Genomic DNA, 18,767 nt, shown 5'->3' on the forward strand with positions numbered 1-18,767 from the left:
TCTGACTGAGTGCTAATCATATCGCGACATCCCGACACGATGCCGTTGCCAGCGCCGGGCGGCGACGATACCGTATGCGTATCCCGCGAGTCACCCCCCGGCAGCGATACCCGTCGCGCGAAACGCGGTTCATCAGAACCCGAAAGGCACGCACTATGACCGACCCCAACACTCCTGACCCCGCCCAGCCCGTCCCGCCGCAGCAGCCGGCCGCCGCCGCACCCCTCTCGCAGGAGCAGGACGTGCAGTGGGGCTCCTTCGCCCACCTCGGCGGCGTGCTCGGCTTCCTGCCGTCGCTCATCATCTGGCTCGTCTTCAAGGACCGCGGCTCGTTCACGAACACCGAGGCGAAAGAGGCGCTGAACTTCCAGATCACGATCCTCTTCGTCTACGTGATCGGGTACATCCTGGCGTTCATCTTCATCGGACTCCTGCTCGTGTGGGCCGCGTGGATCGTCAGCGTCGTGTTCTCGATCATCGCCTTCCTGAAGGCGAAAGACGGCCAGCACTACCGCTACCCGTTCGCCGTGCGCCTCATCAAGTAACGAGTCGCGAAGCGAGCAGGCACCGAGCACGCCGGGAGAATTCCTCACCCGGCGTGCTCTTCTGTGCCAGCATGGAGTGTTTCGACGCCCTTCGTCGGGCGTCGAGACCGAACCCTCGCCCCCCGGGCGACCCGACCAAGGAGACACCATGTCCGATGCCACCCCGCCTCCCCCGCCGCCGGTGAACCCCTACGAGCAGCCGAGCCAGCAGCTCAGCCCGGCCGACGAGAAGCTCTGGGCGACGCTGATCCACATCGGCGGCATCTTCTTCAGCTTCGTGCCCGCGCTCATCGGCTACCTGATCCTGAAAGACAAGGGTCCGTTCGTTCGAGCGCACACGGCGACCGCGCTGAACTTCCAGATCACGATGACGATCGCGCTCGTCGTGGGTTACGTGCTGACGATCATCGTCATCGGCATCTTCATCATCCTCGCCGTCTACGTGGTCATCATCGTGTTCAGCATCATCGCCGCGGTGAAGGCCAACCAGGGCCAGCCGTACACCTACCCGATGTCGATCAAGTTCGTGAGCTGACACCCGGCCCAGCGAACTCCGACGCGTCGTCGAGCAGCCGCCTGACCACGGCGTCTGCGAGCAGCCGCCCTCTTCTGGTGAGTGTCACCACTCCCGAGAGGGCGGCTTTCGCGTCGACCAGACCGTCGGCGATGAGCCCGGCGACCGCGTGACGACCACCGGCGTGCAGCGACGCCACGGCGATGCCCTCGCGGATGCGAGTGAGCAGCAGCACCCGCTCGACCTCGCGCGTCGGCGCATCGAGCGTCTCGCGGCCGACGGCGGGCGAGGCGCCCGCGGTCACGCGGTCGGCATAGGCCGAGGGGTGCTTCGCGTTCCACCAGCGCACGCCGCCGACGTGGCTGTGCGCGCCGGGGCCGACGCCCCACCAGTCGTCACCCCGCCAGTAGCCGAGGTTGTGCCGTGACCGGTGCGAGGCATCCGTCGCCCAATTGCTGACCTCGTACCATTCGTAACCGGCCGCACCCAGCAGCTCGTCGGCGAGCTCGTACATGTCGGCCTCGAGGTCGTCGTCGGGTTGCGCGAGTTCGCCGCGCCGGATCTGCCGCGCGAGCTTCGTGCCGTCCTCGACGATGAGCGCGTACGCGCTCACGTGGTCGGGCTGTTCGATGACGACCGCCTCGACGCTGCGGCGCCAGTCGTCGATCGACTCGCCCGGCGTGCCGTAGATCAGGTCGAGACTGACGTCGAGGCCGGCGTCGCGCGCCCAGCGCACGACGAGCGGCACCCGAGCCGGGTCATGCGTACGATCGAGCGCGGCGAGCACGTGCGGTACAGCCGACTGCATGCCGAACGAGACGCGCGTGAAGCCGCCCTCGGCGAGACGCACGAGGTCGTCGGGCCGCACCGAGTCGGGGTTCGCCTCGGTCGTGACCTCGACGCCCGACTCGAACCCGAACTCCTCGCGCACTGCCGCGAGCATGCGCACGAGATCGGCCGCCGGCAGCAGCGTCGGCGTGCCGCCGCCGAAGAACACCGTCGACGCCGGTCGCGACGGCACCGCCGATGCCTCGAGCATGCGCCGCGACATCCGGATCTCGGAGATCGCGTGGTCGGCGTAGTCGACCTGGCGCGCACCTCGCAGCTCGTCGGAAGTGTAGGTGTTGAAGTCGCAGTACCCGCAGCGGACTCGGCAGAACGGCACGTGCACGTACACGCCGAACGCGCGGTCTGCGGCGCCGACGGCCGCAGAGGCCGGCAGCAGTCCGTCGGCGGGCGCGGGGTCGCCGAGCGGCAGAGCGGATGCCACGACTAGGCGCCGCCCGCCGGGTGCAGTGCCCGCAGCTCGCGCTTGGTGAGCTCGCGGCGACGCTTGCGCACCCCTGGACCGCCGACCGTGCTCGTGGTCGCGAGCAGTGAACGAATGGTCAGCCAGACGGTGTCGCCCTCGCGGCGCTCGAGGATGAACGACTCCTCGCCGCTCTCCGGGCCCTCGGCGGTCGTGCCGTAGGCGAAGCCGATGCGGTCGGGCTCATCGATCACGTAGACGACGAGCACGGGCGTCTTCGCGACGCCGAAGCGGCGCTTGCGCTCGAGCGTGGCCGTCATGCCCGCGGCGATGTAGGGCGTGCCGTCGGCGCCGAAACGCTCCTCGATGCGCGGGGCTGGCTGGTCGGCGAGGGGCGCGCCCTCGGCGTCGTAGACGATGCCCGGGTACTGGGCGCCCGTGCCGGTCGAGATGTCGGCGACCTCGAAGCCCGAGCCGCGCTGGATGCCCCACGTCATGAGCGCCTCGGCCGAGCGCTCGAAACGTTCGACGCCCGAACCGAGCCGCACCGAGTCTTCAGCGGGCCGGTAGCCGGCCGGCGGGTATCGCAGCAGATCGGGCGCGAGCGTCGCCCCGATGGCGCCGTAGGTGACCGATTGGTCGGTGAAGGTGCTTCGGCGGGTCATGCTTCGATTCTACGGACGGAGGCTGTGACGGCTCTGGCCGCGGACTACTTCTTGTCTTTCTTCTCGACGTCACCCGAGAGCGCGGCGATGAACGCCTCTTGCGGCACCTCGACGCGGCCGACCATCTTCATGCGCTTCTTGCCCTCCTTCTGCTTCTCGAGGAGCTTGCGCTTGCGGCTGATGTCGCCGCCGTAGCACTTGGCCAGAACATCTTTGCGCATGGCGCGGATCGACTCGCGCGCGATGATGCGAGCGCCGATCGCGGCCTGGATGGGCACCTCGAACTGCTGGCGCGGAATGAGTTCGCGCAGGCGCCCCGTCATGAGCACGCCGTAGGCGTAGGCCTTCTCGCGGTGCACGATCGCGCTGAACGCGTCGACCTGCTCGCCCTGCAGCAGGATGTCGACCTTCACGAGGTCGGCGGCCTGGTCGCCGGTGGGCTCGTAGTCGAGCGAGGCGTAGCCGGCGGTCTTCGACTTCAACTGGTCGAAGAAGTCGAACACGATCTCGCCGAGCGGCATGTTGTAGCGGATCTCGACACGATCTTCGCCGAGGTACTCCATGCCGATGAGGGTGCCGCGGCGCGACTGGCAGAGTTCCATGATGGTGCCGACGTAGTCTTTCGGCGCGAGGATCGCGGCGCGCACCATGGGCTCGCGCACCTCGGTGATCTTCGCCCCGGTCGGGAACTCGCTCGGGTTCGTGACCGTGACCGTCTTCTTGTCTTCCGTCGTGACCTCGTAGACCACCGACGGCGCGGTGGCGATGAGGTCGAGGCCGAACTCGCGCTGCAGGCGCTCGGTGACGATCTCGAGGTGCAGCAGGCCGAGGAACCCGCAGCGGAAGCCGAACCCGAGCGCGACCGAGGTCTCGGGCTCGTAGACGAGCGCAGCGTCCGACAGCTTCAGCTTGTCGAGCGCCTCGCGCAGTTCGGGGTAGTCGCTGCCGTCGATCGGGTACAGACCCGAGAAGACCATCGGCAGCGGCTCGGTGTAGCCCGGCAGCGCCTCGGCTGCGGGCTTCGCCGCGGTCGTCACGGTGTCGCCGACCTTCGACTGGCGCACGTCTTTCACACCCGTGATGAGGTAGCCGACCTCGCCGACGCCGAGCCCCTTCGAAGGCAGCGGCTCGGGCGCGCTCACGCCGATCTCGAGGATCTCGTGGGTCGCACGCGTCGACATCATCTGGATGCGCTCGCGCGGGTTCAGGTGTCCGTCGATCATGCGCACGTAGGTGACGACGCCGCGGTAGCTGTCGTACACGGAGTCGAAGATCATCGCGCGCGCCGGGGCGTTCGCATCGCCGACCGGCGAGGGAATGCGCTCGACGACCCGGTCGAGCAGGTCTTCCACGCCGACACCGGTCTTGCCCGAGACCTTCATCACGTCGTCGGGCGAACCGCCGATGAGGTCGGCGAGCTCTTTCGCGTACTTCTCGGGCTCGGCCGCCGGCAGGTCGATCTTGTTCAGCACGGGGATGATCTCGAGGTCGTTCTCGAGGGCGAGGTAGAGGTTCGCGAGCGTCTGCGCCTCGATGCCCTGCGCCGCGTCGACGAGCAGGATCGCGCCCTCGCACGCAGCGAGCGAGCGTGAGACCTCGTAACTGAAGTCGACGTGACCGGGCGTGTCGATCATGTTGAGCGCATATGAGGTGTCGCCCAGCTGCCACGGCATGCGCACCGCCTGGCTCTTGATCGTGATGCCGCGCTCGCGCTCGATGTCCATGCGGTCGAGGTACTGCGCGCGCATGTCGCGATCGCTCACGACTCCGGTGATACCGAGCATGCGGTCGGCGAGGGTCGACTTGCCGTGGTCGATGTGCGCGATGATGCAGAAGTTGCGGATCAGCGCGGGATCGGTGACAGCAGGCACCGGCGGGTTCATGGCTCTCGGGGACATCCTGTCGATTCTCCCATGACTTCGCTTCAGACTTTCGACGGATGCCTCGTGGCGCGCCTCCGGGCTACGCTCAGAGCAAATGGCGGTGATTCAGATTCCGAGCGAACGCGTCGCTCCTTCGGCCCTGCGGCCGGTCTTCACCGCGCTCCGACTCGGGCTGCACGTGCTCGTCGTCGGCCTCACCCTCTTCGTGGTCGTGCGGGCGCTGCTCGCCGACGCGCCCGATGAGATCGGGGTCACGGTGCTGGCCGTCGCGTTCCTCGCGTGCTACGGCGCGGGAGTCGCGGCGGCGCATCGCAACCTGCCGACGTGGGCGCGGGTGGTGTGGCTGCTCAGCCTGCTGGTGCTGTGGGTCGCGATGTCGGCGATGACACCGGATGCCGCGTTCCTCGCCTTCCCGCTCTTCTTCCTCGAACTGCACGTGCTCGCAGCCCCGATCGCCGTTCCCCTCGTGGTGGTGACCTTCGGACTGTCGGTCTGGGGCACCGCCACGCACCTGGGCTTCGAGGTCGGTTCGATCCTCGGCCCGCTCATCAGCGCCGGCGTCGCGATCGTCATCGGGCTCGGGTATCGCGCGATGGCACAGGAGACGCAGGAGCGCCAGGCACTCATCCTCGATCTCATGGCGACGCGTGAGGAGCTCGCTGCGGCCAGCCGCGAAGCGGGCACGCTCGCCGAGCGCGAACGGCTCGCGAAAGAGATCCACGACACCGTCGCGCAGGGGCTCTCGAGCATCCAGATGCTGCTGCACGCCGCCGAGCGCGACATCGCCGACGAGCCCACGCGGGAGAAGTTGCGGCTCGCCCGCGAGACGGCTGCCCAGAACCTCGGCGAGACGCGCCGGTTCATCCGCGAGCTCGCCCCGCCCTCGCTCGACGCGCAGTCCCTACCCGCGGCGCTCCGGCGTCTCACAGAGTCGACGACCGAGCAGTCGATGCAGGCGGGCACGCCGCTCCGGGTCGAGTTCTCCACCAGCGGCGATCCGGTGATGCTCTCGATGGCGGCCGACGCGGCGCTGCTCCGCATCGCCCAGGGTTCGCTCGCGAACGTACTGCAGCACGCGAACGCGACGCACGCCTCGGTGACGCTCAGCTACCTCGGCGACGAGATCGCGCTCGATGTCGTCGACGACGGCGTCGGGTTCCGCACCTCGACGGCCGGCGGCAGCACGGAACACGACGGCGACGGCGGTATCCACGAGGGCGCCGATGCGCGCCTCCGCATCGCCGACGGCTTCGGCCTGCGCGCGATCCGGCAACGTGCCGCGGCCCTCGGCGGCCACGTCGACATCGAGTCGGCTCCCGGCGACGGCACCGCGGTGTCGGTGCGCATCCCGGTGGTGATGCCGTGATCCGCATCCTGCTCAGCGACGACCACCCCGTCGTCCGCGCCGGTATCCGCGCGATGCTCGAGAGCGAACCCGATCTCGACGTCGTCGGCGAGGCGACGACGGCCGAAGACGCGGTACGCCTGGCCGCGGCATCCGGTGTCGATCTCGTGCTGATGGACCTGCAGTACCCCGGCGCGATGCAGGGAGCCGAGGCGACCCGGCGCATTCGCTCGCGGCCGGGCGCGCCACGCGTGCTCGTGCTCACGAACTACGACACCGACGCCGACATCCTCGGCGCGATCGAGGCCGGGGCGAGCGGCTACCTCTTGAAGGACGCGCCGCCCGCCGAGCTCATCGCCGCCGTGCATGCGGCGGCGGTCGGCGACTCCGCCCTCGCTCCCGGGGTGTCGTCGCGACTCGATGCCTCGCTCGCGAGCGTCGAGCGGCTCACCGTGCGCGAGGCCGAGGTGCTCTCGCTCGTCGCCGAGGGCCGCACCAATCGCGAGATCGGCCGCGCCCTCTACCTCAGCGAGGCGACCGTCAAGTCGCATCTCGTGCACATCTTCACGAAGCTCGGCGTCGGTTCGCGAACCGCCGCGGTCGCGAGGGCGCGCGAACTGGGCGCGATCAGGGCGGGCTGACGGATGCCTCGTGCTCGCGTCGTGCTCGTCCACGGCCTGCGCACCTCGTCGTCGATGTGGCGCAGGCAGCTCGAACTGCTCGGTGCGCACGACCTCGAGGTCGTCGCGATCGACCTGCCAGGTCACGGCAGTCGCATCGGCGAGCCGTTCTCGGTCGACGCGGCACTGCACCTGATCGACTCGGCGTTGAATCCTCTGCCCGGCGGCGCTCGCGTCGCCGACGACATGACCGGTGTGCGCGAGGCTGCCGGCGCGCGCGAGGCTGCACACGCGACCCCGCGGCTGCTCGTCGGGCTGAGCCTCGGCGGGTACCTGTCGATCGAGTTCGCCGCGTGGCATCCCGACCGTCTCGACGGGCTCGTCGCAGCGGCATGCAGCACCCGGCCGCGCGGGGCGCCCCTCGGCGGATACCGCCGACTGGCCGCGGCGATCGGGCGGATGCCGGATCGCGGACGGTGGCTCAACGATGCGATGGCACGGCTCATGCTCCCGCGCAGGGCGGCCGACGACGTGCTCGCGGGCGGCGTCGCACTCGACGTCATGGCGCCGGCGCTCGAGGCGGTCGGCCGTCTCGACCCGGAAACCGCCCTCGCGACGGTCGGTGTGCCGGTCTGGCTCGTCAACGGCCGCTTCGACCACTTCAGACTCGACGAACGGCGGATGCTGCGGGCCGCCCCCGACGCCCGCCTCGCGATCGTGCCCGGTGCGACGCACCTCGTGAGCCTCGTCAAGCCCGACGAGTTCGCGGCGATCGTGCTGGGCGCCGTCGCCGAACTCGACCGGCGGGCGACGGCACGAGTTCCCCGGGCAACTCGCAGCTACGGGCGTTGGTGACGCACCCGCCGAGCTGGTATCGTTGCCTGTTGGCTTGCGTGTGGGTCCCACCCCGCACGATTCGCCGGTGAGGCCCCTCTACCTTTCCCGGCACATCCGGTACCCGCACAAGAACGAAAGACGAACTCCACGTGGCAAACATCAAGTCGCAGATCAAGCGCAACCGCACGAACCTCAAGGCGCAAGAGCGCAACAAGGCCGTCAAGAGCGAGCTGAAGACCTTCATCCGCAGCGCGAAAGACGCGATCGCGACAGGCGAGAAGGAGAAGGCGACGACCGCCCTCCGCGCCGCGACCCGCAAGCTCGACAAGGCCGCCAGCAAGGGCGTCATCCACAAGAACCAGGCCGCGAACCGCAAGTCGGCTCTCGCGAAGCAGGTCGCCGCGCTCTGACGCGAACACGCACTCGATGACGGCCCCGGCGCATTGCGCCGGGGCCTTCGTCATGCCCGGAGCATCCGTGCGCAGCGCCTGTTGCGGCGAGCGGGCAGTTGATGCCGCCTCCCGCCGGCACACGCGGCATCAAGTGCCCGTTCGACAGGTTCGACGGGTTCGAGGGGGTCGAGGGGGTCGAGGGGGTCGAGGGGGTCGAGGGGTTCGACGGGTTCGAGGGGTTCGAGGGGCGCCATCGTGCCCGAGCTGACGCAGGCCCGCCCCTACCCTGCTCGAACACAATCCGACGAGCGGGCAGTTGATGCCGCCTCCCGCCGGCACACGCGGCATCGAGTGCCCGTTCGACCGGGGATGAGTGGCTCGGGCGCCTCGTTGCGGCGCATGGGGCATCGAGTGCCCGTTCGACCAGGGGTATGAGGGCTGCTCAGGCGCGGCCGCGCGAGGCGATGACGCCGACGAGGCGCTCGAGGGCGAATACGGGGTCGCGTTCGGCGCCTTTGACGGCGGCGTCGGTCGCGGCGAGCGCCTCGATCGCGCGGCCGAGTCCCTCGTCGGTCCAGCCGGCGAGATCTCGCCGGGCACGATCGACCTGCCAGGGGGCGAGGCCCAGCGATCCCGCGAGTTGCGCTCCCCCGCCGCGGGTACCCGAAACCTTGGCCATGGTGCGCAACTTCATGGCGAACGCGGCGACCATCGGCACGGGGTCTGCACCGCTGTCGAGCGCGTGCCGCAGTGCGACGAGCGCCTCGCCGTGCCGCCCTGCGATCGCGGCGTCGGCCACTGCGAAGGCGTTGGTCTCGACGCGGCCGCCATAGTAGCGGGCGACGACGGCCTCGGTGATGTCGGCCGGAGCGTCGGCGAGCAACTGCCGGCACGCCGCCGAGAGCTCGCGCAGATCGTCGCTGAACGCCCCCACGAGGGCGCGAAGAGCGCCGGGGCTGATCTTGCGGCCGGCGGCGCGGAACTCGGCCGCCGCGAAGTCTTGCTTCTCGGCGTCTTTCTTGAGTTCGGCGCACACGATCTCGATGCCGTCGCCGCGGCCGGCACGAATCGCGTCGAGCAGCTTCTTGCCGCGCACACCAGTGCGATGGCGCAGCACGAGGGTCGTCGACTCCGCCGTCTGATCGAGGTAGTCGAGTGCGTCGAGCAGAAAGTCGTCGCTCGCGCGCTCGACGCCGCTGACCCTGATGAGTCGGGGCTCGCCGAACAGCGATGGGCTCGCGAGCGTCATGAGTTCGCCGCGTCGATAGCCGTCGGCTTCGAGGTCGGTCACCTCGAGGGCCGGGTCTTCGGAGCGCAGGAAGTCGCGCAGCATCGTGATCGACCGCTCGGCGAGCACGTCTTCAGCGCCCGTCACGAGCACGATCGGCGCCGGCCTGATCGCGTGCCACGCGAGTTGCGGAATCGCCGTCTTCGTCTTGGGCGATGCGCCAGCGCGCGAGCCCTCTGTGCGCGATGCAGCTGTGCGCGATGCCACCGCACCTCCCCTTCGTCACATCGAGTCTATGGGGCGGGGCCGACACCGCCGGCTGCGCCCGGGTCGCCGCGCTCGCTCCAGACATCGAAGCCGGCGCCGTCGGCGGTCAACAGCACGGTGCCCGATCGATCCGTGCGCACGACCGCGGCGCCGTGGGCGCGCAGCATCTGCAAGGCGCGATCGGTTGGATGGCCATACCCGTTGTCGGCGCCGACGCCGATGACCCCGACCGCCGCGCTCAGCTGCTCGTAGAGTCGCTCGCTCTGGTCGGCGGAGCCGTGGTGGGCGACCTTCACGAGATCGGCGCGGCCCACCGCGGCGGAGCGGAGCATGCGCGCCTGCGCCTCCTCGCCGAGATCACCGAGGAAGACACCGCGGTAGCCCGGCGCCGTGACATCGAGCACGACGCTCGCGTCGTTGCCGGGCTCGACGCCCGCCTTCGGCCAGAGCACGCGCCACCGGGCGTCGCCCAGGGTGCCGCCGTACCCTGCGACGACCTCGACGGATTCGGCACCACCGGCGACCAGCGGATCCAACGCGCGACTCGATCGACCGCCGTCGAGCGGACCGTGCAGCACGGTGTCGACGATGCCCGCGACCGCCGAAACTCCCCCGACATGGTCGGCATCCCAGTGGGTGAGCACGAGCACATCGAGGCGGTCCACGCCGAGCAGCGCGAGGCACCGCGAGAGCGCGGCCGGCTCGGGCCCTGTGTCGATGAGCGCGGTCGCCTCGGCCGAGCGGATGAGAATCGCATCGCCCTGCCCGACGTCGCAGTCCGCGACATCCCATTGTGCGGGCCTCGAGGCGGCCGTGACGAGTGGGCGGCCCGCGAAGAAGCCGACCGGCACGGCCAGTGCGACGAGCAGCACCGCTGCGGCCGCCCGCCGAAGACGAGGCCGTCGCCGCGACCCGAACGCGAGCCAGAGCACGATCGCCGTGCACGCCGCGAGCAGCAGCGCCCCCGGGGCATCCGGCAGCCATTCGAGACGCGCGGCGGGCAGCGCCGACGAGGCCCGCGCGAGCACTGCGATCCACGATGCCGGCACCCACGCGAGCTGCAGGCACGCGTACCCGACCGACGGCAGCACGGGCAGCAGCAGGCATCCGATGAGGCCGATGACCGTGCCGACGGGCGCGGCCGGCGCCGCGAGCAGGTTCGCCGGCACGCCGTAGAGCGCGAGTGCCGGGTCGAGCAGCACGAGCACCGGCTGACAGGCCAGTTGCGCCGCGAGCGGCACGCCGATCACGGCGGCGATGGGCACGGGCATCCAGCGGGCGAGCACGACGGTCAGCGGCCGTGCCAGCAGCAGCAGGCCGGCCGTCGCGAACACCGACAGGGCGAACCCGTAGTCGCGGGCGTACCACGGGTCGACCGCGATGAGCACGACGATCGCGAACGAGAGCGCCGCGATGCCGCCGCCCGGGCGCCCTGCCGCGATCGCGACGAGCACGACCACCGCCATCGCCGCCGCGCGAACGACGCTCGCCTCGGGCGTCACGAGCACGACGAACCCGGTCAGCGCCGCGAGTGCGATGACGACGCGCAGCAGCCGGGGCAGGCCGAGCAGTGCGGCGAGGGCGAAGGCGGCGGCCGTGACGATGGCGCAATTCGCCCCGGAGACCGCGGTCAGGTGACTGAGCGACGAGGCCTTCATCGCCGCGTCGAGGCTCTCGTCGACGGCGCTCGTGTCGCCGATCGCGAGGCCGGGCACGAGTGCGCCGCCGTCGCCGCCGAGCGCGCTCGCGGCCCCGGCGAAGCCGATGCGCAGCGGCACGGTCCAGCCGAGCCAGGCCGGTGGCGGCCCGGCCGAGCGGATGTCGCCGACCGCCGTCAATCGGAACGCCGCACCGTCTTCGGCCGGCAGTGGCTTCACTCGCGCAGTGAAGCCGACGCGGGAGCCGAGCTGCAACTGTTCGGCGGGGAGCCGCAGCGCGGTCGTCACCGACACCGGCCGAACCGGAGCGCCGTCGACGATGACGACGAGTGCCTCGACCCTCAGCGGCGGGGCGTCGCCCCCGGCGAACCAGCTCGTGCGCATCGCCCGCGGTGCCCCGGTCAGGTCGATCACGACCTCGGCGGTGCGATGGGCGGTGGCCGCGGCTGCAAGGCGTGAGTCCTCGCGCGCACCCAGCCCGATCGCCGCGGCACTCGTCGCCAACGCGCCGGCCGAGAGCACGACGAGCAACGTCGCCGCCGCCCGCACGATCGGGCGGCCGACCCCGCGCGCATCCGCGGCACCGCCGACGGCGGCAGCATCAGCGACGGCACCACCCGCGACAGCCTGGACGGCAGGTGCCTGACGACCGCGTTCACGCAACGGCCCGGTGACCGCGACGACGGCCGCGATGCCGGCAAGCCCCCACAGACCCCACGCGGCGACCGCCGCCGCGGCATGCCCGCCCGGGAGCCCGATGGCACACCACGCCGCCAGCCATGCGAAGCCTGCGGGCGCAAGCAGTCGAAGGTCGCGCATCTCAGAGCGCCACAAGCGGTTCGAGGCCCGCGAACACCGCGTCGCCGATGCCCGCCACGTCGAGCAGTTGGTCGATCGAGGTGAACGGTCCGTTGGCGTCGCGCCAGTCGATGATGCGCTGCGCGAGCGCCGGGCCGATGCGCGGCAGAGTGTCGAGTTCGGCGAGCCCCGCGGTGTTGAGGTGCACGAGGCCGCCGGCACTCGAGTTCGGAGCGCCACCGCCGGCCGCGGCGGGCGGCCCGGGCGGCGCCTGGCCGAGCACCGGCACGGCGAGTTGCTCGCCGTCGACGACCGGCCGTGCGAGATTCACCCCGGCCGGATCGGCCTCGGCCGTGAATCCGCCGGCCGCCGCGACGGCATCGACCACCCGGGCGCCCGCACCGAGCTCGACGAGACCCGGCTTCGCGACGGCGCCGAGCACGTGCACCAGCACCGACGGCGCCCCCACCGTCGATGACGGGTCGGTCGAGGCATCCGCACCCTGCCCGGCGGCCGGATCGATGCGCGACTGGGCGCCGCCGCCGCTCGCGTCGAACGACATGAGGGCGGCGACCGCAACCGCGAGCACGAACAGCACCACTGCCGCGCCGACGGCCACGCGCACGCGCGGGCCGGCACGCCGCGCCGACGGGTCGAGCACGGCGAGCGGGTCGTCGGCATCGCGTGCGGGCATGCCAGCACGCTAGAACGGATGCTGCAGCGAAGAACCGCGATCGCAGCGATCGGTGGACTGGGCGCGGAATTCACACCCTGTCGAGGAGGAGTCGCGACCGCGTCGAAGCTCCGGTGAGTACGCGCATCATGAGGCTCCGATCGAGTCGGGCCCTGGAACCGGGCGGGTGTCGGCGATCTCGCCGAGCAGCCGGGCGCGCCGCACGGCATCGGTGCGCGAGGTCGCGCCGAGCTTGGCGAAGATGTGGGTGTTGTGCCGCTTCACGGTGCCGATCGAGATCGAGAGCCGCTCGCAGATCGCCTGATTCGACAGACCGTCGACGATGAGCGCCAGCACCTCGCGCTCACGATGCGAGAGCACCGAAGCGGATGTCGCGTGCTGAAGCTCGGTGCGGTGCGTGATGCCCCTCGCGGCCTGGTGCACGGCTGCGAGCAGCTCGGCCGAGGTGGCGGACTTGGAGACGAACGCACTCGCCCCCGCCGCGAGCAGGTGGGCGGCGAGCACACGGTCGCGATGCATCGTGACGATGACGATGCGGGTGCCGGGTGCTTCGGCGAGCACGCGGGTGATGGTGGAGAGCACAGGGACGCCGGGCATCTCGACGTCGAGCATCAGCACGTCGGGACGCGCTGCGATCGTGGCGGCGATCGCGCCGGCACCGTCGGATGCCTCGCCGACGACGTCGATGCCGGCCCCGGTCGTGAGCATCGCGCGCATGCCGTCGCGGAAGAGGTCGTGGTCGTCGGCGATGACGACCCGGATCGCACCGCCCTGGCTCATGCGTGCCGCGACGTGACGAAGGGAAGCGCGAGTCGAAGCCCGGTGCCGCCCGGCTCGTTCAGGAACTCGACCGCCGCGCCGATCAGCGCAGCGCGTTCCGCGATGCCCCGGAGCCCGAGCGACGACGCCCGGAGTTCGCCGTCGGGGTAGCCGTCGCCGTCATCGGCGACGGTGATCGTGATCTCGACCGGCGACCATTCGAGGCGCACGGCGACGGCCGTGGCGCTCACCGCGTGGGTGCGAGCGTTGCGGGTCGCCTCCATGACGATCGTGAAGAGCTCCTCCTTCACGAGGGCGGTGATCGGACGGGGTTCCCCGGTCTCGAGGGCGTGCACGGGAAGCACACCGACGCCGCCGGTCGCGTAGGCGTACTCGTCGATCGCCTCGAGCAACGATCGGTCGCCGACGAGCGAGCGGAGGTCGAGCGCGAGGTCTTGAGTGTCGGCCAGTGCGGCCCGGAGGATGCGCATGGCTCGCGTGACCGAATCATCCGGTCGTGCCGCATTCGCGATCTCGAGGCGCTGCAGGCCCGCGGCGATGCCGTGCGCGATGCGGTCGTGCAGCTCACGGGAGATGCGCTGCCGACTCTCGTGCTGCGACTGCTGCAGGCGCGCGCGCAGCACCTCGACGTACGCGATCGCGCCCGGAGGGAAGCGTCGCCAGATCGCGTGGTGCAGCGCACCGGCCACGTCGAGCTCGCGGCCGGGGCGGCCATCGGATGCCACGCGGGACACGATCATCGGCAGGGCGATCGAGAAGAGCAGCTCGGCCGCCATGAGCGGCTCGGCCGGATCCATCTGCGCCGCCGCCGACCGGCGGCCGTGCGAGCTGAATTCGGGAACATCGCCGTACTCGACCGAAACCGCCGGCAGGTCGACCTCGCCCTCGATCGCTTCGAACGTCTCGGCGACGATCGCTCGCGCCTGGAATTCGAGGCCGCCGTCGACGAACGAGTCGTTCGCCAGCAGGCTCCCGCGAGCGGTGAGCTGCACCCGCAGCTCTTCGAGCACCTCGTCGGCGACGGCCTGCACTCCGCCGGGTCGTGTCATGTCGAGCACTCCTGCCTCCTCAGCATCGCGCCCCACGGTATCCGCCGGCACTCACGTGAACAATGCTTCACGTGGTCGCACCGCGAAGATACGACCAAAGGCGTACCCGCCGGCCGCGCAGGTGCTCGCGCCCGCGCGGCCGAGAAGGATCAGCCCTTCGTGGCGATGTTGACGAGTCGCGGGGCCCGAACGATCACGTTCACGATCTCGCGCTCGCCGACCGCACGCGCGACCGCAGCCGAGGCGCGAGCCATCGCCTCGAGTTCGTCGACCGTGACTTTCGGCGACACCTCGAGACGATCGCGCACCTTGCCGTCGACCTGCACGATGGCCGTGACCGACTCCTCGACGAGCAGCGCCGGGTCGGCCTTGCGCCATGTCACGAGCGCGACGGTCGGTTCGTAGCCCAGGCGCTGCCACATGTCTTCGGCGGTGAACGGTGCGAACACGTCGAGGATCATCGCCGTGACCTCGGCCGCCTCGCGCACCGCGGCATCGCCGGCGCCCGCACCGGAGTCGATGGCCTTGCGCGTGGCGTTCACGAGTTCCATGAGTCGAGCGACGACGACGTTGAACTTGAACGCCTCGACGAGGGCGGGGGCATCGGCGAGCAGACGGTGCGTGACGCGGCGCAGCGCCGCATCGCCCGTCTTCCAGTCGACGTCGGGGCTCGACGTGACCTCGCCCGAGATGCGCCAGGCGCGGGCAAGGAACTTCGCGGCGCCGACCGGCGAGACATCCGCCCAGTCGATGTCGTCTTCGGGCGGCCCGGCGAACGCCAGCGTGACGCGCAACGCGTCGGCGCCGTGCGCTTGCAGCTCGCTCGCGAACTCCACGAGGTTGCCCTTGGACTTCGACATCTTGTGGCCGTCCATGATGACCATGCCCTGATTGAGCAGCGACGTGAACGGTTCGGTGTAGCTCAGGTAGCCGAGGTCGAAGAGCACCTTCGTGATGAAACGCGAGTACAGCAGGTGCAGGATCGCGTGCTCGACGCCGCCGACGTACTGGTCGACGGGCGCCCACTTCTCGGCCTCGGCGGGGTCGAAGGCCCGCGTGTCGTCGTTCGGGTCGAGGTAGCGCAGGTAGTACCACGAGCTGTCGACGAACGTGTCCATCGTGTCGGAGTCGCGGCGGGCGGCACCGCCGCACTTCGGGCACGCGACATTGACCCAGTCTTCGGCGGCGCCGAGCGGACTCGTGCCCTTGGGCTTCAGGTCGAGCCCCGCGGCATCCGGCAGTCGCACCGGCAGTTCGGACTCGGGAACCGGCACCTCGCCGCAGTCGGCGCAGTGGATGATCGGGATCGGCGTGCCCCAGTAGCGCTGACGTGAGATGAGCCAGTCGCGCAGGCGGTAGTTCTTCGCGGCACGGCCGGTGCCGCGTTCGCCGAGGATCTCGATCGCTCGGCGGATCGCGTTCGACTTCGAGAGCCCGTCGAGCGGGCCCGAGTTGATGAGTCGCCCGTCGCCGGTGAGCGCGACGCCGGTGTCGACCGGGTCGAGCAATGGCAGATCGTCGGGCAGCATCGGGTCGCCGTGCTCGTCGAGCGGGATGACCGGGATCACGCCGGTGACCGGGGCGTTGGTGTCGACGACGACGCGAACGGGCAGACCGAAGGCGCGCGCGAAGTCGAGGTCGCGCTGGTCGTGCGCCGGCACCGCCATGATCGCGCCGTGGCCGTAGTCGGCGAGTACGTAGTCGGCGGCCCAGATCGGCAGGCGCTCGCCGTTGACCGGGTTGACCGCGTAGCGCTCGAGGAAGACGCCGGTCTTCGGCCGGTCGGTCGCGAGCCGGTCGATGTCGCTCTCGCTGCGCACCGAGTCGACGTAGTCCTGGAAGCGCGTGCGCACCTCGGCGGAGGCGCCGCTCGCGAGCTCGGAAGCGAGGTCGGAATCGGGCGCGACGACCATGAAGGTCGCGCCGTAGAGGGTGTCGGGGCGCGTCGTGAAGACGGGGATGCGCTCGGCGCGCCCCTCGATCTCGAACTCGACGTCGGCACCGGAGGAGCGGCCGATCCAGTTGCGCTGCATCGACAGCACCTTCGACGGCCACGCGCCCTCGAGCTGGTTCAGGTCGTCGAGCAGGCGGTCGGCGTAGTCGGTGACGCGGAAGTACCACTGCGTCAGCGCCTTCTTCGTGACGACGGCGCCGCAACGCTCGCAGTGCCCGTCGACGACCTGCTCGTTGGCGAGCACGGTCTGGTCGTTGGGGCACCAGTTGACTTGGCCGGCCTTGCGGTAGGCGATGCCCTGCTCGTAGAGCTTCAGGAACAGCCACTGGTTCCACTTGTAGTACTCGGGGTCGCTCGTGTGGAGCTCCCGCGACCAGTCGAACGACGGCGCGTACTGGCGGAACGAGCGCTTCTGCTGCTCGATGTTCGCGTAGGTCCACCCGCGGGGGTCGATGCCGCGCTTGATGGCGGCGTTCTCGGCAGGCAGGCCGAACGAGTCCCAGCCGACGGGGTGCAGCACGTCGAAGCCCTGGTGGCGCCAATAGCGTGCCACGGTGTCGCCGTAGCCGAACGCCTCGGCGTGACCCATGTGCAGGTCGCCCGAGGGGTACGGGAACATGGAGAGCACGTATTTGCGCGGCCTCGTATCGCCGGGGAGTCCGGCACGGAACGGCTCGGACTCGTCCCACACGGGAAGCCACTTCGCCTGCAAGGCGGAGAAGTCGTACGCGCCGGCGTCGGTGTGCGCTGGGTCCTGGTCGTGTGCCACGTGACTCTCAATCGTGTGTCGCTGGGAGGGCGTCGGGCGCGCCGGATCACGGCGCACTCGGATATCAAGCCTACTCACTCCGGGGCGGGCGGTTCCGCGCCGAGCACCGCGAGCAGCGCCCGCGCCTTGACCCGGGTCTCTTCGACCTCTTCGACCGCGACCGAGAGCGCCGTGATGCCGCCGCCAGTGCCGACCGAGGCGCCGCGCGGCGTGAGTACGATCGAGCGGATCACCATCGCGAGATCGGCGCCGCCGTCGACGCCGAGATAGCCGAACGCGCCCGAGTACACGCCGCGCGGCCCCCCCTCGAGCCCGTGCAGGATCGTCATGGCGCTGCGCTTCGGCGCCCCCGTCATCGAGCCGGCGGGGAACGCCGACTGCACCACGTCGAGTGCGGTGAGCGGATGCCGCAGCCGCGCGGTCACCGTCGAGACCAGTTGATGCACGTGGGCGTACTCCTCGACGTCGAGCAGCACGGGCACCTCGACCGTGCCGAGCTCGGCGATGCGACCGAGGTCGTTGCGCATGAGATCGACGATCATGAGGTTCTCGGCGCGCTCCTTGTCGCTCGCGAGCAGTTCAGCGCGAAGCGCCGCGTCGCGCACCGGGTCGGCGTCGCGCGGCCGGGTGCCCTTCATGGGCTTCGTCGAGACGACTCCCCCGGGCTCGACGACGAGGAACTGCTCGGGTGAGGCACTGAGCAGTGCGGTCTCGCCGAACCGCAGGTATCCGCCGTGGTGGCTCGGGCTCGAGGTGCGGAGCGCCAGGTAGGCGGCAGCCGGGTCGGGATGCACATCGATGTCGACCCGGTTGGTGAGGCAGAGTTGATACGCGTCGCCGCGCACGATGGCGGCCTGGCACTCGCCGATGAGCTGCGCGTAGCGTTCGGCGTCGTGCCGCCATCGGGTCGGCGCTTCGGTGCCGCGGGCGTCGCTCGCCGGCTCGGTCGGCGCATTCGGCGTGGTGGATGCCTCGTCGATCTCGTCGATCGCGCGGGCGAGTTGCGCGGCCCAGACGGCGCCCGGCGTCGCTGCGGCGGCATCGTCGGCCAGCCAGACGAGCCGCACCGACCGCGTCGCGTGATCGAACACGATCGCCCGGTCGACGAAGAGGAACGCGGCGTCGGGCGTCTCCGCCTCGGCGATCGGCACCCCCTGCAGGTGTGCGCCGAGTTCGTAGCCGAACCAGCCGAACCAGCCGAGCGGGCAGGCCTGGTCGCCCCGTTCCACGCGCCGCGCGGTCAGCACCTCGCCGAGCACGTCGAAGATCGAACCCGCCGCGGCCGTCGGTACCGCGTCGTCGCTCATCGGCCGCGCCCGCGCGACCGTCCCGCGGTGCACGTCGGCCGTCACGAACGCGGTGCCGGGGTGCGCAGCCGCGAGCACACTCGACCCCGACGCGGCATCCGCCCCGCCGTCGAGCCACACGACGTGCGTCGAATCGGCGTACAGGGCGCGGAAGACGACGTCGGGTTCGCGCCACCCTGGCACGACGAGCTGACGGACGCGACGCGGCATCCT

Annotated in this window: 16 protein-coding genes; 6 read left to right on the top strand and 10 right to left on the bottom strand. The window is 70.6% G+C overall.

Annotated elements, in window-relative coordinates:
• Window positions 1–155: 155 nt before the first annotated feature.
• Window positions 156–545 (top strand): DUF4870 domain-containing protein, encoded by a 390-nt coding sequence (locus tag ACWGST_RS04385; protein ID WP_452045424.1) that lies wholly within the window; start codon window positions 156–158, stop codon window positions 543–545.
• 148 nt (window positions 546–693) lie between these two features.
• Window positions 694–1,080, top strand: a complete 387-nt coding sequence (locus ACWGST_RS04390; protein ID WP_452045425.1) for a DUF4870 domain-containing protein — start codon at window positions 694–696, stop codon at window positions 1,078–1,080.
• Here ACWGST_RS04390 and hemW read toward each other — a convergent pair.
• From hemW to lepA, 3 genes are read right to left on the bottom strand one after another with little or no spacing between them, the layout of a single operon-like run.
• The gene (gene hemW, locus ACWGST_RS04395; RefSeq protein ID WP_452045426.1) at window positions 1,064–2,329 is read right to left on the bottom strand and encodes a radical SAM family heme chaperone HemW; all 1,266 of its coding nucleotides are present in this window, start codon (window positions 2,327–2,329) and stop codon (window positions 1,064–1,066) included. The two genes, ACWGST_RS04390 and hemW, sit on opposite strands and share 17 nt — an antisense overlap.
• A 2-nt stretch (window positions 2,330–2,331) precedes the next feature.
• Window positions 2,332–2,973, bottom strand: a complete 642-nt coding sequence (locus ACWGST_RS04400) for a DUF1990 family protein (RefSeq protein WP_452045427.1) — start codon at window positions 2,971–2,973, stop codon at window positions 2,332–2,334.
• A gap of 44 nt (window positions 2,974–3,017) precedes the next feature.
• Window positions 3,018–4,871, bottom strand: coding sequence for a translation elongation factor 4 (gene lepA / locus ACWGST_RS04405; protein WP_452045428.1), 1,854 nt, complete (start codon window positions 4,869–4,871; stop codon window positions 3,018–3,020).
• 79 nt (window positions 4,872–4,950) lie between these two features.
• On the opposite strand from lepA, the gene ACWGST_RS04410 reads away from it, so the two are divergent.
• The 4 genes from ACWGST_RS04410 (at window position 4,951) to rpsT (ending at window position 8,068) form a co-directional block, all read left to right on the top strand.
• Window positions 4,951–6,222 carry a sensor histidine kinase gene (locus tag ACWGST_RS04410; RefSeq protein WP_452045429.1) on the top strand — a complete coding sequence of 424 codons (1,272 nt, stop codon included), beginning with the start codon at window positions 4,951–4,953 and terminating at the stop codon, window positions 6,220–6,222.
• Complete coding sequence (locus tag ACWGST_RS04415; protein ID WP_452045430.1) at window positions 6,219–6,842, top strand: response regulator; 624 nt, start codon at window positions 6,219–6,221, stop codon at window positions 6,840–6,842. Before ACWGST_RS04410 ends, ACWGST_RS04415 begins: the two co-directional genes overlap by 4 nt.
• A gap of 3 nt (window positions 6,843–6,845) precedes the next feature.
• Window positions 6,846–7,676 carry an alpha/beta fold hydrolase gene (locus ACWGST_RS04420; protein WP_452045431.1) on the top strand — a complete coding sequence of 277 codons (831 nt, stop codon included), beginning with the start codon at window positions 6,846–6,848 and terminating at the stop codon, window positions 7,674–7,676.
• A gap of 131 nt (window positions 7,677–7,807) precedes the next feature.
• Window positions 7,808–8,068 carry a 30S ribosomal protein S20 gene (gene rpsT, locus ACWGST_RS04425; protein ID WP_452045432.1) on the top strand — a complete coding sequence of 87 codons (261 nt, stop codon included), beginning with the start codon at window positions 7,808–7,810 and terminating at the stop codon, window positions 8,066–8,068.
• A 424-nt stretch (window positions 8,069–8,492) separates the two neighbouring features.
• Here rpsT and holA read toward each other — a convergent pair whose 3' ends face one another.
• The 7 genes from holA to pabB all read right to left on the bottom strand — a co-directional run bounded on the left by holA (window position 8,493) and on the right by pabB (window position 18,764).
• The gene (holA, locus tag ACWGST_RS04430; protein WP_452045433.1) at window positions 8,493–9,545 is read right to left on the bottom strand and encodes a DNA polymerase III subunit delta; all 1,053 of its coding nucleotides are present in this window, start codon (window positions 9,543–9,545) and stop codon (window positions 8,493–8,495) included.
• 26 nt (window positions 9,546–9,571) lie between these two features.
• The gene (locus ACWGST_RS04435; protein ID WP_452045434.1) at window positions 9,572–12,022 is read right to left on the bottom strand and encodes a ComEC/Rec2 family competence protein; all 2,451 of its coding nucleotides are present in this window, start codon (window positions 12,020–12,022) and stop codon (window positions 9,572–9,574) included.
• Window position 12,023: 1 nt separating this feature from the next.
• Window positions 12,024–12,695 carry a ComEA family DNA-binding protein gene (locus ACWGST_RS04440; protein ID WP_452045435.1) on the bottom strand — a complete coding sequence of 224 codons (672 nt, stop codon included), beginning with the start codon at window positions 12,693–12,695 and terminating at the stop codon, window positions 12,024–12,026.
• Window positions 12,696–12,821: 126 nt separating this feature from the next.
• Window positions 12,822–13,475, bottom strand: coding sequence for a response regulator transcription factor (locus tag ACWGST_RS04445; RefSeq protein WP_452045436.1), 654 nt, complete (start codon window positions 13,473–13,475; stop codon window positions 12,822–12,824).
• The gene (locus tag ACWGST_RS04450) at window positions 13,472–14,524 is read right to left on the bottom strand and encodes a sensor histidine kinase (RefSeq protein WP_452045485.1); all 1,053 of its coding nucleotides are present in this window, start codon (window positions 14,522–14,524) and stop codon (window positions 13,472–13,474) included. Before ACWGST_RS04450 ends, ACWGST_RS04445 begins: the two co-directional genes overlap by 4 nt.
• A 149-nt stretch (window positions 14,525–14,673) precedes the next feature.
• Window positions 14,674–17,247: a leucine--tRNA ligase gene (leuS, locus tag ACWGST_RS04455; protein ID WP_452045437.1), complete on the bottom strand. Its 2,574-nt coding sequence runs from the start codon at window positions 17,245–17,247 to the stop codon at window positions 14,674–14,676.
• Window positions 17,248–17,321: 74 nt separating this feature from the next.
• Window positions 17,322–18,764: an aminodeoxychorismate synthase component I gene (pabB, locus tag ACWGST_RS04460; RefSeq protein ID WP_452045438.1), complete on the bottom strand. Its 1,443-nt coding sequence runs from the start codon at window positions 18,762–18,764 to the stop codon at window positions 17,322–17,324.
• Window positions 18,765–18,767 lie beyond the last annotated feature (3 nt).

The organism is Agromyces sp. NPDC055520 (assembly GCF_053619715.1).